The organism is Streptomyces melanogenes, from assembly GCF_014649795.1.
In the GTDB taxonomy this organism is placed as follows: Bacteria; Actinomycetota; Actinomycetes; order Streptomycetales; family Streptomycetaceae; genus Streptomyces; species Streptomyces noboritoensis.
Map to the genome: position 1 here is coordinate 229632 of NZ_BMTS01000014.1, position 14136 is coordinate 243767.

General features: G+C 73.4%; 8 protein-coding genes and 1 pseudogene. 5 read left to right on the top strand and 4 right to left on the bottom strand.

Going from position 1 to position 14136, the window contains the following annotated elements; all coding sequences use genetic code 11:
* The first annotated feature begins 52 nt into the window (after nucleotides 1-52).
* Nucleotides 53-2518, top strand: a complete 2466-nt coding sequence (gene pcrA, locus IE252_RS28755) for a DNA helicase PcrA (protein WP_190092331.1) — start codon at nucleotides 53-55, stop codon at nucleotides 2516-2518.
* 82 nt (nucleotides 2519-2600) lie between these two features.
* Here pcrA and IE252_RS28760 read toward each other — a convergent pair whose 3' ends face one another.
* Nucleotides 2601-3998 carry a M23 family metallopeptidase gene (locus IE252_RS28760; protein ID WP_190092332.1) on the bottom strand — a complete coding sequence of 466 codons (1398 nt, stop codon included), beginning with the start codon at nucleotides 3996-3998 and terminating at the stop codon, nucleotides 2601-2603.
* Nucleotides 3999-4250: 252 nt separating this feature from the next.
* Nucleotides 4251-5027, bottom strand: coding sequence for an esterase/lipase family protein (locus tag IE252_RS28765; protein WP_373298633.1), 777 nt, complete (start codon nucleotides 5025-5027; stop codon nucleotides 4251-4253).
* A gap of 442 nt (nucleotides 5028-5469) precedes the next feature.
* Here IE252_RS28765 and icmB point away from each other — a divergent pair, with 442 nt between their 5' ends.
* Complete coding sequence (gene icmB, locus IE252_RS28770; protein ID WP_190092334.1) at nucleotides 5470-5883, top strand: coenzyme B12-dependent isobutyryl CoA mutase small subunit; 414 nt, start codon at nucleotides 5470-5472, stop codon at nucleotides 5881-5883.
* A 302-nt stretch (nucleotides 5884-6185) separates the two neighbouring features.
* Here icmB and IE252_RS28775 read toward each other — a convergent pair.
* Both IE252_RS28775 and IE252_RS28780 read right to left on the bottom strand, forming a co-directional pair.
* Nucleotides 6186-7797, bottom strand: a pseudogene (locus tag IE252_RS28775) (DUF5691 domain-containing protein).
* A 74-nt stretch (nucleotides 7798-7871) separates the two neighbouring features.
* Nucleotides 7872-9236 carry an SWIM zinc finger family protein gene (locus IE252_RS28780; protein ID WP_190092335.1) on the bottom strand — a complete coding sequence of 455 codons (1365 nt, stop codon included), beginning with the start codon at nucleotides 9234-9236 and terminating at the stop codon, nucleotides 7872-7874.
* Between the two features lie 127 nt (nucleotides 9237-9363).
* Here IE252_RS28780 and IE252_RS28785 point away from each other — a divergent pair, with 127 nt between their 5' ends.
* Genes IE252_RS28785 through IE252_RS28795 form a run of 3 tightly spaced genes read left to right on the top strand, consistent with a single transcriptional unit; the run spans nucleotide 9364 to nucleotide 14092 of the window.
* Entirely contained in the window at nucleotides 9364-10500 is a 1137-nt protein-coding gene (locus IE252_RS28785) for an ATP-binding protein (RefSeq protein WP_190092336.1), read from the top strand.
* Nucleotides 10497-12926, top strand: coding sequence for a DUF5682 family protein (locus IE252_RS28790; RefSeq protein ID WP_229848842.1), 2430 nt, complete (start codon nucleotides 10497-10499; stop codon nucleotides 12924-12926). Before IE252_RS28785 ends, IE252_RS28790 begins: the two co-directional genes overlap by 4 nt.
* A 50-nt stretch (nucleotides 12927-12976) precedes the next feature.
* A complete protein-coding gene (locus IE252_RS28795) occupies nucleotides 12977-14092 on the top strand; it encodes a vWA domain-containing protein (RefSeq protein WP_190092392.1) in 1116 nt (371 codons plus the stop codon).
* The last annotated feature ends 44 nt before the right edge of the window (nucleotides 14093-14136 follow it).

The following is a 14136-nucleotide window of genomic DNA, read 5'->3' on the forward strand; positions in this document are numbered from 1 at the left end:
TCTCCGAAGGCGGCAGCGGGCTGTCAGAGCGGGGTCCTAGACTCGGGAGACGATGAGCAGCCTCTTTGACGACAGCTTCCTGGCGGACCTCCAGCCCTCCGAGGAGGAGCACCCGCCGCCGCCCGAGGACGGTCCGGTCCGGGAGGAGGTGCCGGACGACCTGTTCCAGGGCCGTTTCGACGCACTCCCGAGCCACGACGCGTACTACCGGGACGGCGCCCCGCGCCCGGTGGTCGACCCGGCGACCCTGCTTGAGGGGCTGAACGAGAACCAGCGCGCGGCCGTGGTCCACGCCGGCTCCCCGCTGCTCATCGTGGCCGGCGCGGGCTCCGGCAAGACCCGCGTGCTCACGCACCGCATCGCCCATCTGCTGGCCACCCGCGGCGTCCACCCCGGCCAGATCCTCGCGATCACCTTCACCAACAAGGCCGCGGGCGAGATGAAGGAGCGCGTCGAGCAGCTGGTCGGCCCGCGCGCGCACGCGATGTGGGTGATGACCTTCCACAGCGCCTGTGTGCGGATCCTGCGCCGCGAGTCCAAGAAGCTCGGCTTCACCTCGTCGTTCTCGATCTACGACGCGGCCGACTCCAAGCGCTTGATGGCGCTGGTCTGCCGCGACCTCGACCTGGACCCCAAGAAGTTCCCGCCGAAGTCCTTCAGCGCCAAGATCTCGAACCTGAAGAACGAGCTGATCGACGAGGAGACCTTCGCCGGCCAGGCCGTCGACGGCTTCGAGAAGACCCTGGCGCAGGCGTACGCGATGTACCAGGCGAGGCTGCGCGAGGCCAACGCGCTGGACTTCGACGACATCATCATGACGACGGTCCACCTGCTCCAGGCGTTCCCGGACGTCGCCGAGCACTACCGCCGCCGCTTCCGCCACGTGATGGTCGACGAGTACCAGGACACCAACCACGCCCAGTACACGCTGGTCCGGGAGCTGGTCGGCCCGGCCGGGCAGGACGAGGCGCCGGGCGAGCTGTGCGTGGTCGGTGACGCCGACCAGTCGATCTACGCCTTCCGGGGCGCGACGATCCGCAACATCCTCCAGTTCGAGGAGGACTACCCGGACGCGACGACGATCATGCTGGAGCAGAACTACCGCTCCACGCAGACCATCCTGTCCGCAGCCAACGCGGTCATCGAGCGCAACGAGAGCCGCCGCCCCAAGAACCTGTGGACGGACGCGGGCGCGGGCGCGCGGATCACCGGCTACGTGGCCGACACCGAGCACGACGAGGCGCAGTTCGTCGCCGACGAGATCGACCGGCTCACCGACGCGGGCGACGCCAAGGCGGGCGACGTAGCGATCTTCTACCGGACCAACGCCCAGTCCCGTGTCTTCGAAGAGATCTTCATCCGCGTCGGCCTGCCGTACAAGGTCGTCGGCGGCGTGCGCTTCTACGAGCGCAAGGAGGTCCGCGACGTCCTCGCCTATCTGCGCGTCCTCGCCAACCCGGAGGACGCGGTCCCGCTGCGCCGGATCCTCAACGTCCCCAAGCGCGGCATCGGCGACCGCGCCGAGGCGATGATCGACGCGCTGTCGCTGCGCGAGAGGATCACCTTCCCGCAGGCGCTGCGCCGCGTCGACGAGGCGTACGGAATGGCGGCCCGCTCGGCCAACGCCGTCAAGCGCTTCAACCAGCTCATGGACGACCTGCGCACGATCGTCGACTCGGGCGCGGGTCCCGCCGTCGTCCTGGAGGCGGTCCTGGAGCAGACCGGCTATCTGGCCGAGCTCCAGGCCTCCACCGACCCCCAGGACGAGACCCGGATCGAGAACCTCCAGGAACTCGCCGCCGTGGCCCTGGAGTTCGAGCAGGCGCGCGGCGAGGCGGAGGGCGTCGACGCCGCCCCCACCCCGACCCTCGCCGAGTTCCTGGAGCAGGTGGCGCTGGTCGCCGACTCCGACCAGATCCCGGACGAGGACGAGGAGGGCTCCGGCGTCATCACGCTGATGACCCTCCACACCGCCAAGGGCCTGGAGTTCCCGGTGGTGTTCCTGACCGGCATGGAGGACGGCGTCTTCCCGCACATGCGCGCGCTCGGCCAGGTCAAGGAGCTGGAGGAGGAGCGCCGCCTGGCGTACGTGGGCATCACGCGCGCCCGCGAGCGGCTGTATCTGACGCGCTCCTCGATGCGCAGCGCCTGGGGCCAGCCCTCGTACAACCCGCCGTCCCGGTTCCTGGAGGAGATCCCTGCCCAGCACCTGGACTGGAAGCGGACGGGCCCGATGGCCGCCCCGGCCGGTCCGGTCTCGGGCAAGGGCCTGGGCGGGGGCGCGGGGCTGTCCTCCTCGCGGGCGCGCTCGGGCCCCTCGGGCTTCGCGACCCGGCGCACCAGCGACAAGCCGGTGATCGCGCTGACCATCGGCGACCGCGTCACCCACGACCAGTTCGGTCTGGGCACGGTGGTGTCGGTGACCGGTTCCGGCTCGGACGCGCAGGCGACGATCGACTTCGGCGACGAGCGCCCCAAGAAGCTGCTGCTGCGGTACGCACCGGTGGAGAAACTCTAAAGGGCCCTGAGCGGTACGGCGGATCCCCGCGTCCCTTCGGGGGCGCGGGGATCCGGAAGCCGCAAATCGTTTCTGTGACTGACTACGTCGGGTCGAGCCCGTGCCCGCGCAGCCACGGCAGCGGGTCTATCGGCGACCCGCCGCCGGGGCGCACCTCGAAGTGCAGGTGTGGACCGGTGGAGTTGCCCGAGTTGCCCGAGTACGCGATGACGTCACCGGCCTTGACCGGCCCCGACCGCAGCTTGGTGCTGGAGAGGTGGCAGTACCAGGTCTCGGTGCCGTCGGCGGCGGTCACTATGGCCATGTTGCCGTAGGCGCTGTTCCACTGCGTACGGATGGTGCCGTCCATCGCCGACATCACCGGAGTGCCGTACGAGACCGGGAAGTCGATGCCGGTGTGCACCGACATCCAGTTGACGCCCGCCTGGCCGAAGTACGCGCTCAGGCCCCGCTGCGCGACCGGCAGCAGGAACTTGGGGCGCGCGGCCTCCTTGCGCGCGGCCGCCTCGGCCTTGCGCTGCTTCTCCGCGGCCTGGCGGGCCTTGAGGTCGAGACGTTCCTGCGTACGGCTGGCGCGGTCGGCGAAGTTGCCCGCCTCCGCGCTGAGGTTGGCGAGCTGGGTGTCCAGCTTGCTGTTGGCGGCGACCGGCTTGACCGAGGACGGGTCGGAGGCGGTGACCGCCGTGCCGTCGTCCTTGCCCTCGCCGCCGAGCCCGCTCACCGACGCGGCCGCGACCCCGGCGACCCCCATCACGCACACCGACGGCACGGCGACGGTGAGCAGCGCGGACCGCTTGGCCGGACTGCGCCGACGGCTGCGGCTGCCTGCGGCGGGACGGCGGGGGGCGACGGGAGCGGCGGCGACCAGGGGCTCGGCCGCGAGCCGGTCCTCCGACTCCCCTTCGGGGAGCGGGGCTTCGGCCTCGTCGGACTCCAGGTCGAGCGCGGGGAACTGAGCGGTGCTCTCGGCCGGGGCCTCGGCGTGCTCGTGTTCCTGCTCGCTCTCGTACCCGGGCTCGTAGCCCTGCTGCTGCTCGTACGCCTCGACGCCGACGTTCCAGGCGGCCGTGTTGTACGTCCCCGTCTCGTCGTACGAACCGGCCGCGTACCCCGCGCCGGGCACGGTCCACTGCCCGGTCGTGTCGTAGGCGGCGTCGTACGCGAACGCGGTGGTCTCGAACTGCCCGGTCTGCTGCGCCTGGTTCCAGGCGCTGGCGTCCCACTGCCCGGTGACGTCGGGCCCGGCCGACTGGGCCGGGATGGTCCACTGCCCGGTGGTGTCGTACGAGGTCTGCTGCTGCGGGTACTGCTGCGCGCCGTAGGCGTTCCACTGGCCCGTGTCGTACGTACCGGTGTGATCCGTGTCGTAACCGCCGGGCAGGGCACCGAAGAGCGGGTCGGTGTTGAGGGCGCCGGTGGCGTCCGCCGTGGAATAGCCGTCGTACCCGGCGTATCCGGCGTGGGCGTGCTGGTCAGTCACCAACTTCTCTCTCGCCTCGGCAACAGGACCTGGGTCCGGGGGCCCTGGGGAGGGGCTCCCGTGGGGGAAGCAGTGGCGTGACTGTACCCGGCGGTACGCGACAGCGACAATCTTCCGCAGGTTTTATTGGATGAGGAAACGGGCAATCAGCGTCTTTCGGCGGACTGCGGGCAGAGGCTTGGCCTTTCGTTCGACAATTGTTCGAGAAAACGGGTGCTGAGCGGCCCGTTCGGAGCCTCGGGCATCGACTCCTCAAGCGACGGAGAACGCACCGCGCGCGTCGGCCGCTTCCTGGCCCTCCGCCTTCTCCACGGTCAAGGCCTGACATATGCCGTTCGCGACGGCCGGGTGGACCGGCAGGGCGAGGTGCCCGATCCCCGACACCCGTACGTTCTGAACGGTCAGATCGGGGTGGTCGATACGGGCCGTCTCCACCGGGACCATCAGCGTGTCGAGGTCGCTCCAGAAGCTCACGAACCGCGTCCGGCAGCCGGGGGCGGGCCGGCGCAGCTCCTCGACGACGTCGGAGCCGGGGCACATCTGGCGGACGATCGGGTGCGCGCTGATGAGCTGCGCCGAGCGGGTGCCCGCGTGCGGGGTGCCGAGCGTGACGAGCGTACGGACGCGCGCGTCGCCGCCGAGGCACTGGACGTAGTACCGGGCGATCAGACCGCCGAGGCTGTGCCCGACGATGTCCACCTCGGCGTGTCCGGTGCGGGCGCAGATCTCCTCGATGTGGCGGCCCAGCAGCTCGGCGGCCGCGCGGATGTCGCAGGTCAGCGGCGAGTAGTTGAGCGATTCGAGGTGGCGCCAGCCGTGCCGGGACAGCGAGCGGCGCAGCAGGACGAAGACCGACCGGTTGTCGATGAAGCCGTGCAGCAGCACGACGGGCGGGCGGGCGCGCCCGGCGGTGGGCAGCTGCGGCGCCCCTTCCGGGGGCGGGTCTCTGCGCTCGGCCGCCATGCCCGAGGGATAGAGGACGAGATGGCCGGCGAGGACGGCGAGGTCGAGTGCGGTGGCGCGCAGCATCGCGGCGGAGACCCAGGCGCGGCGCAGACACAGCGGAAGGAGCGGAAAGAACTGCACGGACGACCTCCCGAACGGCACGCCGGAAGGACGACTCTGTCCCCCGTGTGCCCTCATGGGGCGCCCCCGCGAAAACGCGCTCGTCCGGAACGCCGTGGGCCGGACCTCCGTGCTGTGCGGCTGACGGCACGGTGGTCCGGCGCCTTACGGTGGTCCGGCGCCTTCAGAGCGGCTCCCCTTGCAGCCGACCCGGCGGGTCCGGCCGACGAGCGGGCGGACAAACGGGTACGGCGACGCAAAACGAACATGTCCCACCGTGTGATTTCCCCCTCCCCGCCCACCGCGAAACGGCGGCGTGCGCGATGCTGTAGATAACGTTCGTTCACTTCAGTTCGTCCACTTCAGTTCGTCCACTTCAGTTTGTTCACCTCGTGTGGAGGCAGTGATGGGTGTTACCGGTCCGATCCGCGTGGTGGTGGCCAAGCCGGGGCTCGACGGGCACGACCGGGGCGCCAAGGTCATCGCGCGGGCGCTGCGCGACGCGGGCATGGAGGTCATCTACACGGGCCTGCACCAGACGCCCGAGCAGATCGTCGACACGGCCATCCAGGAGGACGCCGACGCGATCGGCCTCTCCATCCTGTCCGGCGCCCACAACACGCTCTTCGCCAAGGTCCTGGAACTCCTGAAGGAACGCGACGCGGAGGACATCAAGGTCTTCGGCGGCGGCATCATCCCCGAGGCGGACATCCCCCCGCTGAAGTCCCTCGGCGTGGCCGAAATCTTCACGCCCGGGGCGACGACGACGTCGATTGTGGAGTGGGTCAATGCGAATGTTCGTGAGGGGGCGGGGGCGTAGGGGCCCGGGGTTCGTCTGCGGCTGAGTGGTGGGCTGGTCGCGCAGTTCCCCGCGCCCCTGAGATGCGCCCCTTCGGGACGCCCCAGGGGATTGCCGCGGAGCGGCATCTTCAGGGGCGCGGGGAACTGCGCGACCAGTTGGGGACGGCCCGCAGACGAACGCGAAGCGGGGTGCAGGGGCCGCAGGCCCCGCAACGGGGTCCGGGGCGTAGCCCCGGGAGCGCCACCTCCACCCCCACCCACCCCCGGAGGCCACGCGGCGGAGCCGTAAATGTTTCAGCGGGAAGGGGCGGGGTGGGGGGCTCACCCACCCAGTTCGGCCAGCATGGCCCCGCGCAACCGCAACGTCCCCACCAACCGCTGAAACGCCTCAGCCCAATACCCCCCCCGCCCCCGGCGACGCCCCCTCCTCCTCCACCGGCACAGCCGTGAGCGCATCGAGCCGCCCCGCCTCCCCAGGCGCCAGGCACCGCTCCGCCAACCCCATCACCCCACTGAAGCTCCACGGATAGCTGCCCGCGTCCCGCGCGATCTCCAGCGCGTCGACGACGGCCCGCCCCAGCCCCGCCGACCACGGCACCAGACACACCCCCAGCAGCTGGAACGCCTCCGACAGCCCGTGCGCGGCTATGAACGCGGCGACCCACTCCGCCCGTTCCCCCTCCGGCAGCGTCGACAGCAGCTTGGCCCGCTCGGCCAGCGACACCGTCCCCGCGTTCCCGCCCGGCGGGGCGGACGGGGTGCCGAGCAGCGCCCGCGCCCACTCCGCGTCCCCCTGCCGCACCGCCGCCCGGCACCACGCCGCGTGCAGCTCGTCCCCCCAGTCGTCGGCGACCGGCAACGCCACGATCTCCCGCGCCGAACGCCCCCCGAGCCGCCCCGCCCAGCCCCCCAGCGGCGCCGCCTCCACCAACTGGCCAAGCCACCACGACCGTTCGCCCCGCCCGGTCGGCGGCTTGGGCGCCACCCCGTCGCGCTGCATCCCGGCGTCGCACTCGTGCGGCGCCTCCACCGCGATCCGCGCCCCGTCCCCGTCCCCGTCCCCCGACCGGTCGAGCGCGACGCACGACGCCGCCCGCGCGGCCATCCGCCCGGCCAGCGCGGACGCGGGCAGCGCCGAAAGCAGCTCGGCGGCCGTGGCCCGGACGTTGCGGCTGCGGTCGGCGAGCGCCCGCTCCAGGAACGGCTCGTCCTCCCCACCGAGCCCGGTCCGCAGCGAGTCGAGGAACATCAGCCGGTCCTCGGCCCGCTCGGCCGCCCACGTCGTGGCGAGCAACTCCCGCGCCGCCCCCGGCTCGTACGCCCGTACCGCCGCGAGCAGCGCCACCCGCTCGGCGAACAGCCCCTCCTCCCACAGCCGCCGCACCGCCTCGGTGTCCGAGGCCTCGGGCAGGACCGCGCTGCCGGACCCGCCACGCAGCGCGAACCGCCACTCCGGGTTCAGCCGGGCCAGCCACGTCCCGCGCGGCCCGGCGAACGCCAGTGCCTGCGGCCGCAGGTCCGTACGCGCGCGGGCCGCGTCAAGGAGTGCGGGCAGCAGGGCGGGCGGCGCCTTGAAGCCCCGCTCGGCCGCCGCGCTCAGCCACTGCGGCAACAGCTCCGCGAGATCCGGCGCGGCCCCCCGCCGCCCCCCGGAGTGCGCCGCCGCCGAACGGTCCGCCAGCAGTTGCCCCAGCCTGCGCCGCGCGACTTCCGGCAGCTCCGGCCGCCCGTCGTCCGGTGCCCTCTCGGGCCGGACGGGCGCGGGTGCGGGCAGCAGTCCGGCCCGGCGGCGGACGGTGTGCCGCGCGGCCTCGTCGAGGAGCGCGGCGGGCTCCCCGGCGACGGGCCGCCGCTCGGTGCCGAGCAACGCGGCGGTGACGAGCTCCTCCCAGGAACCGGCCCTGGACCCTGCCCCGGTCGCGGCAGCGGACATCGTGGCCTCCCCTCCATACATATGCGCACCCTCCTGTACCTGTACGTGCCTACGCGATGAGGTGAAGGCCGTCGTCACAGCAGCCGCACCGCCTCCGCCTCGCCCTCCGCCCACCCCGCCAGCGGCGCGACCCCCCGGTGCCCGCACTCGCCGAACACCGTCACCGGGTCGCCGCCCGACAGCGCGACGAGCTTCCACAGGCCCGCCCGGTCGGCCGCGCCCGGGGCTACGGGAAGCGCCAACTCGCCGTCCGGGTCGGCAAGTTGCCAGCCCACCCCGCCGCCCTCGCCCGGCGGCACCGGTATCACCCCGCTCAGCGTCACCGGCCAGGCGTCCAACCACGGGTCGTCCCGCAGTGCCCTCCCGTACCGCTCCAGTGCCTCGGCCGTCGTGTCGCCGGGCGGCGGGCCCCCGGCCGCCAGCGGCGCCCCGTACCGCTCGCCCAGCGCGGCACGCAGCTGCCCGCCGCCCGGGTACGGCGTGAGCTCGGCGTCGATCGCCAGGCCGACCGGCAGGGCGAGCTCGGGCGCCCGGCCCGCCGCGCCGAAGTCGAGCAGCATCGCCGCGCGGCCCGACTCCCGTCCGTACAGCCATATCCGGCGCGTGGTCAGCTTGGCGTCGGCCGTGTCGTACTGGGCCAGGACCTGCCATATGTCCCGCACCGGCGGGCCCTGCGGCGGCGTGGGCACCCCGACCCGCGCCCGGACCGTGGCGGCCAGCGGCTCCGGCAGGCCCTCGCGACCCAGCCAGGCCCGGTCGAGCAGATGCAGCAGCGCGCACTCCTCCAGGAGCCGCACCGGCCAGCCCGGCCCGGAGCCCGGTATCGACCCCAACTCCCTTACCCGGCCCGCCAGTCCAGGCGCCTGCGCGTCGACCATGCGGGCGGCCGTCTCCTCCCACAGCCCGTACCCGGGCCGCTCGGCCGCCGCCAGGCCGCCGCGCAGCAGGTCCTCAAGCCGCTGCTCCAGCTCGCTCGCCCCGGCCGTGACCCGCTCGGCGCGCTTCTCCGCGCGGCGCCGGGCCGCCTCGGGATCCGCGGTCCTCGTCTCGGCGGGACCCGCCGCCCCGCTCTCCTTCTTCTCCGCGCGCTCCCGCCGCCCGCGCAGCCACTGCCCGGCCCAGTCGGGCACCTCCCCGTCCGCGACGGCCGGCACCGCCCGCTCGTCCGCCGCCCAGAGCAGCAGCAGCCCCAGCGCGTGCTTGCACGGGAACTTGCGGCTCGGGCAACTGCACTTGTAGCCGAGCCCGCCCGTGTCGACCACCGTCTGGTACGGCTTGCTGCCGCTGCCCTTGCACAGCCCCCACACGCTCGAGTTGTCGCAGCCGCTCTCCGACCACGGTCCGGCCGTGCCGAGCTTGCTGCCCGCCTTGCGTGACGAGGCGTCAGGAGCCAGAGCCAGCACCTGTTCCGCCGTCCAGCGCACCCCCTGCTGATTCATGGTTCCGAAGGTAGATGGCCCCACTGACAATCGCCCTGACCTGCGCTTTCCCCCTCGCCGAGGTCGATTGTCAGTGGCGTGGTGCACGGTGGAGTCACATCGGGTCGACTGATCTGGAGGGGGATCCATGACCGTGTCCGAAATCAATTCCGCGGGTGCCGGAAGCGGCGTCGAGGCGGCCGCCGCCGAGGCCCTGCGCCCGCACGCCGAGCACGCGTTCGCGCATGAACTCAAGGCGCTGGCGGCCGCCGACGACCGGCCCAGGCCCGCCCGTTGGCAGCTCTCGCCGTGGGCCGTCGCCACGTATCTGCTCGGCGGCACCCTGCCCGACGGCACGGTGATCACGCCGAAGTACGTGGGCCCGCGCCGCATCGTCGAGGTCGCGGTCACCACGCTCGCCACCGACCGGGCGCTGCTGCTGCTCGGCGTCCCCGGCACGGCCAAGACCTGGGTGTCCGAGCACCTCGCCGCCGCCGTCAGCGGCGACTCCACGCTGCTGGTGCAGGGCACGGCCGGCACCCCGGAGGAGGCGATCCGGTACGGGTGGAACTACGCGCAACTGCTGGCGCACGGCCCCAGCCGGGACGCCCTGGTGCCCAGCCCGGTCATGCGGGCGATGGCCGAGGGGATGACGGCCCGGGTCGAGGAGCTCACCCGTATCCCCGCCGACGTGCAGGACACGCTGATCACGATCCTGTCGGAGAAGACGCTGCCCATCCCCGAGTTGGGCCAGGAGACGCAGGCGGTGCGCGGCTTCAACCTCATCGCCACGGCCAACGACCGCGACCGGGGGGTCAACGAGCTGTCGAGCGCGCTGCGCCGCCGCTTCAACACGGTGGTGCTGCCGCTCCCGGCGACCGCCGAGGAGGAGGTCGACATCGTCTCGCGCCGGGTCGACCAGCTCGGGCGCTCGCTCGACCTGCCCGCGGCCCCCGAGGGCATGGACGAGATCCGCCGGGTCGTCACCGTCTTCCGCGAGCTGCGGGACGGGGTCACCGGCGACGGCCGCACCAAGCTCAAGTCCCCTTCGGGGACGCTCTCCACGGCCGAGGCGATCTCGGTGGTGACGGGCGGCCTGGCGCTCGCCGCGCACTTCGGCGACGGCGTGCTGCGCTCCGGCGACGTGGCGGCGGGCATCCTCGGCGCGGTCGTCCGCGACCCGGCGGCGGACCGCGTCATCTGGCAGGAGTACCTGGAAACGGTGGTGCGCGAGCGCGACGGCTGGAAGGACTTCTACCGCGCCTGCCGTGAGGTGTCGGCATGACCGCCCTGCCCTCGGCCGCGCCGGATACGGCCGCGCCGGACGCGGGCGGGCCCGCCGCCACGGACTCGGCACCCCCCGGCCCCTGGCTGCTCGGGGTGCGGCACCACGGGCCCGGGTCGGCGCGGGCCGTGCGGGCGGCGCTTGAGGCGGCGCGGCCCCGGGCCGTGCTGATCGAGGGCCCGCCCGAGGCCGACGGGCTGCTCGCGCTCGCCGCCGACCCGGACATGCGGCCGCCGGTCGCGCTGCTCGCCCATGTGGTGGACGACCCGCGCCGGGCCTCGTTCTGGCCGATGGCGGAGTTCTCCCCGGAGTGGGTGGCACTGCGCTGGGCCCTGGACGCGGGCGCGGAGGTCCGCTTCATCGACCTCCCGGCGGCCCACTCCCTGGCGGCGGGCGAAGAAAGCCCGGAGAACGAGCCGGAAGCCGAGGACGGCGCGCCGGACGAGCGGCCCACGCTGCGGATCGACCCCATCGGCGTCCTCGCCGAAACCGCCGGATACGACGACCCGGAGGCCTGGTGGGAGGACGTCGTGGAGCACCGCGACGGCACGCCGGGAGCCGATCCGTACGGCCCGTTCGCCGTCCTGGGCGAAGCCATGACGGCGCTGCGCGAGGCGTACGGGGACGGCGGCCACGCGCGCGACCTGATCCGCGAGGCCCATATGCGCCAGCAGCTGCGCGCCGCCCGACGGGAGTTCGGGGACGATGTCGCGGTGGTGTGCGGGGCCTGGCACGTGCCCGCGCTCGCCGAGAAGACCACGGTCGCCGCCGACCGCGCGCTGCTCAAGGGCCTGCCCAAGGTGAAGGCCGAGCTGACCTGGGTGCCCTGGACCCACCGCCGCCTGGCCCGGCGCAGCGGCTACGGCGCGGGCATCGACTCGCCCGGCTGGTACGGGCACTTGTTCGGCGCCCCCGACCGGCCCGTCGAGCGCTGGATGACCAAGGTCGCCGGGCTGCTGCGTGAGGAGGACCGGCAGGTCTCGTCCGCCCACGTCATCGAGGCGGTACGGCTCGCCGGGACGCTCGCCGCGATGCGCGGCCGTCCGCTGCCGGGCCTGACCGAGACGACCGACGCGGTGCGGGCGGTGATGTGCGAGGGCTCCGACATGCCGCTCGCCCTCGTCCAGGACCGGCTCGTCGTCGGCGATGTGCTCGGCGAGGTCCCGGACGCCGCCCCGGCCGTCCCGCTCCAGCGCGACCTCACCCGCTCCCAGCGCTCCCTGCGGCTCAAACCGGAGGCGCTGGAGCGGGAGTTGGAGCTCGATCTGCGCAAGGAGACCGACGCCGCGCGCAGCCGGCTGCTGCACCGGCTGAGCCTGCTCGGCATCGGCTGGGGCGAGCGGTCGGCGTCCCGGGGCAGCACCGGCACGTTCCGGGAGAGCTGGCGGCTGCGCTGGGAGCCCGAGCTGTCGGTGCGGGTGGCCGAGGCCGGGGTGTGGGGCACCACGGTCCTGGCCGCCGCCACCGCGCGGGCCGAGTCGGAGGCCGTGGAGGCCACGGTCCTGGGTGAGATCACCGCGCTGGCCGAGCGGTGTCTGCTCGCCGAGCTCTCCGACGCGCTGCCGGTGGTGATGCGCGCGCTCGCCGACCGGGCCGCGCTCGACACGGACGTCGCCCACCTCGCCCAGGCGCTGCCCGCCCTGGCCCGCACACTGCGGTACGGAGACGTGCGGGGCACGGAGACGGCCGCGCTAGGGGAGGTCGCGACCGGGCTCGCCGAGCGGATCTGCGTCGGCCTGCCGCCCGCCTGCACGGGCCTGGACGCGGACGGCGCCACCGAGATGCGCCGCCGCATCGACGACGTCCACACGGCCATGGCGCTGCTCCCGGAGGCACCCGAGGGCCCGACGACCCTGCGGGACCGCTGGGCGGCGGTCCTGACCAGGCTGGCCGGGCGGGACACGGTGGCGGGGGAGATCCGCGGCCGCGCCGTCCGCCTGCTCCTGGACGACGGACGGCTCGACGACACCGAGGTGGAGCGCCACATGGGCCTGGCGCTCTCGGTGGGGACACCACCCGGCGAAGCGGCCGCCTGGATCGAGGGGTTCGTCGGGGGCGCCTCGGGCGGCGGGATGCTCCTGGTCCACGACGAGCGGCTGCTCGCCCTGGTCGACACCTGGCTGACCGGCGTCCCGGCCGACGCCTTCACGGACGTACTGCCGCTGCTGCGCCGCACCTTCTCGGCGTACGAACCGGGCGTGCGCCGCACCCTCGGCGAGCTCGTCCGGCGCGGCCCCGGCACCACCGGTCCGGCCCCGGCCGACGCGGGCGCCCCCGGCTTCGGCGCCGGGCTCGACGAGGAGCGCGCCGCCGCCGTGGAGCCACTGCTGCGGCTGCTGCTCGGCGCGAGCACCCACGGCCCCGGCGCCCCGCTGGAGCCGTCCGACCACCCGGCATCCGACCACCTGGCAGGAGTGGGGAAGTGACCACAGAACAACTCGATGCGGCCGCCGGTGAGCGGCTGCGCCGCTGGCGGATGGTGTTCGGCGGGGAGCAGGGCGCCGACGGCACCGGCTGCACGCTCGCCGGGCGCGACGCCGCGATGGACGGCGCCCTGTCCGCGCTCTACGGCGGCTCCGCCGGGCGCGGGACGTCGAAGGAGCGAGGCGCCGGGCTCGGCGCCTCCGCCCCCAGCGTCGCCCGCTGGCTGGGTGACATCCGTACGTACTTCCCCAGCTCGGTCGTCCAGGTGATGCAGCGCGACGCCATCGACCGGCTTGGGCTCTCCGCGCTGCTCCTGGAGCCGGAGATGCTGGAGGCCGTCGAGGCGGACGTGCACCTGGTGGGCACGCTGCTCTCGCTCAACAAAGCGATGCCGGAGACCACCAAGGAGACCGCCCGCGCGGTCGTCCGCAAGGTCGTCGAGGATCTGGAGAAGCGGCTCGCCACCCGGACGAAGGCGACGCTGACGGGCGCCCTGGACCGTTCGGCGCGGATCAGCCGCCCCCGCCACCGGGACATCGACTGGGACCGCACCATCCGGGCGAACCTGAAGAACTACCTGCCGGAGTACGACACGGTCGTCCCGGACCGGCTGATCGGGTACGGGCGGGCCGCCCAGTCCGTCAAGAAGGACGTGGTCCTCTGCATCGACCAGTCCGGCTCGATGGCCGCCTCGGTCGTCTACGCCTCGGTCTTCGGCGCCGTCCTCGCCTCCATGCGCGCGATCGCCACCCGGCTCGTCGTGTTCGACACGGCCGTCGTCGACCTCACCGACCAGCTCGACGACCCGGTGGACGTGCTGTTCGGCACCCAGCTGGGCGGCGGCACCGACATCAACCGCGCCCTCGCCTACTGCCAGTCGCAGATCACCCGTCCTGCCGACACCGTCGTCGTACTGATCAGTGATCTTTACGAGGGAGGGATCCGGGACGAGATGCTGAAGCGGGTGGCGGCGATGAAGGCGTCCGGAGTGCAGTTCGTGGCCCTGCTCGCCCTCTCGGACGAGGGCGCCCCGGCGTACGACCACGAGCACGCGGCGGCCCTGTCCGCCCTGGGAGCACCCGCCTTCGCCTGCACCCCCGACCTCTTCCCGGAGATCATGGCTGCGGCGATCGAGAAGCGGGCTCTGCCGATACCTGACACGCTGTGAGCAGGTGATCTGTGACAGGTATCACCGCTCCGGTGTGATCTGCG

Excerpts from the sequence above, each read along its gene's own strand:
- IE252_RS28790 (WP_229848842.1), top strand. The coding sequence starts at position 10,497 with ATGACCGCCCTGCCCTCGGCCGCGCCGGATACGGCCGCGCCGGACGCG.
- IE252_RS28785 (WP_190092336.1), top strand. The coding sequence starts at position 9,364 with ATGACCGTGTCCGAAATCAATTCCGCGGGTGCCGGAAGCGGCGTCGAG.
- icmB (WP_190092334.1), top strand. The coding sequence starts at position 5,470 with ATGGGTGTTACCGGTCCGATCCGCGTGGTGGTGGCCAAGCCGGGGCTC.
- IE252_RS28795 (WP_190092392.1), top strand. The coding sequence starts at position 12,977 with ATGGTGTTCGGCGGGGAGCAGGGCGCCGACGGCACCGGCTGCACGCTC.
- pcrA (WP_190092331.1), top strand. The coding sequence starts at position 53 with ATGAGCAGCCTCTTTGACGACAGCTTCCTGGCGGACCTCCAGCCCTCC.
- IE252_RS28765 (WP_373298633.1), bottom strand. The coding sequence starts at position 5,027 with ATGCTGCGCGCCACCGCACTCGACCTCGCCGTCCTCGCCGGCCATCTC.
- IE252_RS28780 (WP_190092335.1), bottom strand. The coding sequence starts at position 9,236 with ATGAATCAGCAGGGGGTGCGCTGGACGGCGGAACAGGTGCTGGCTCTG.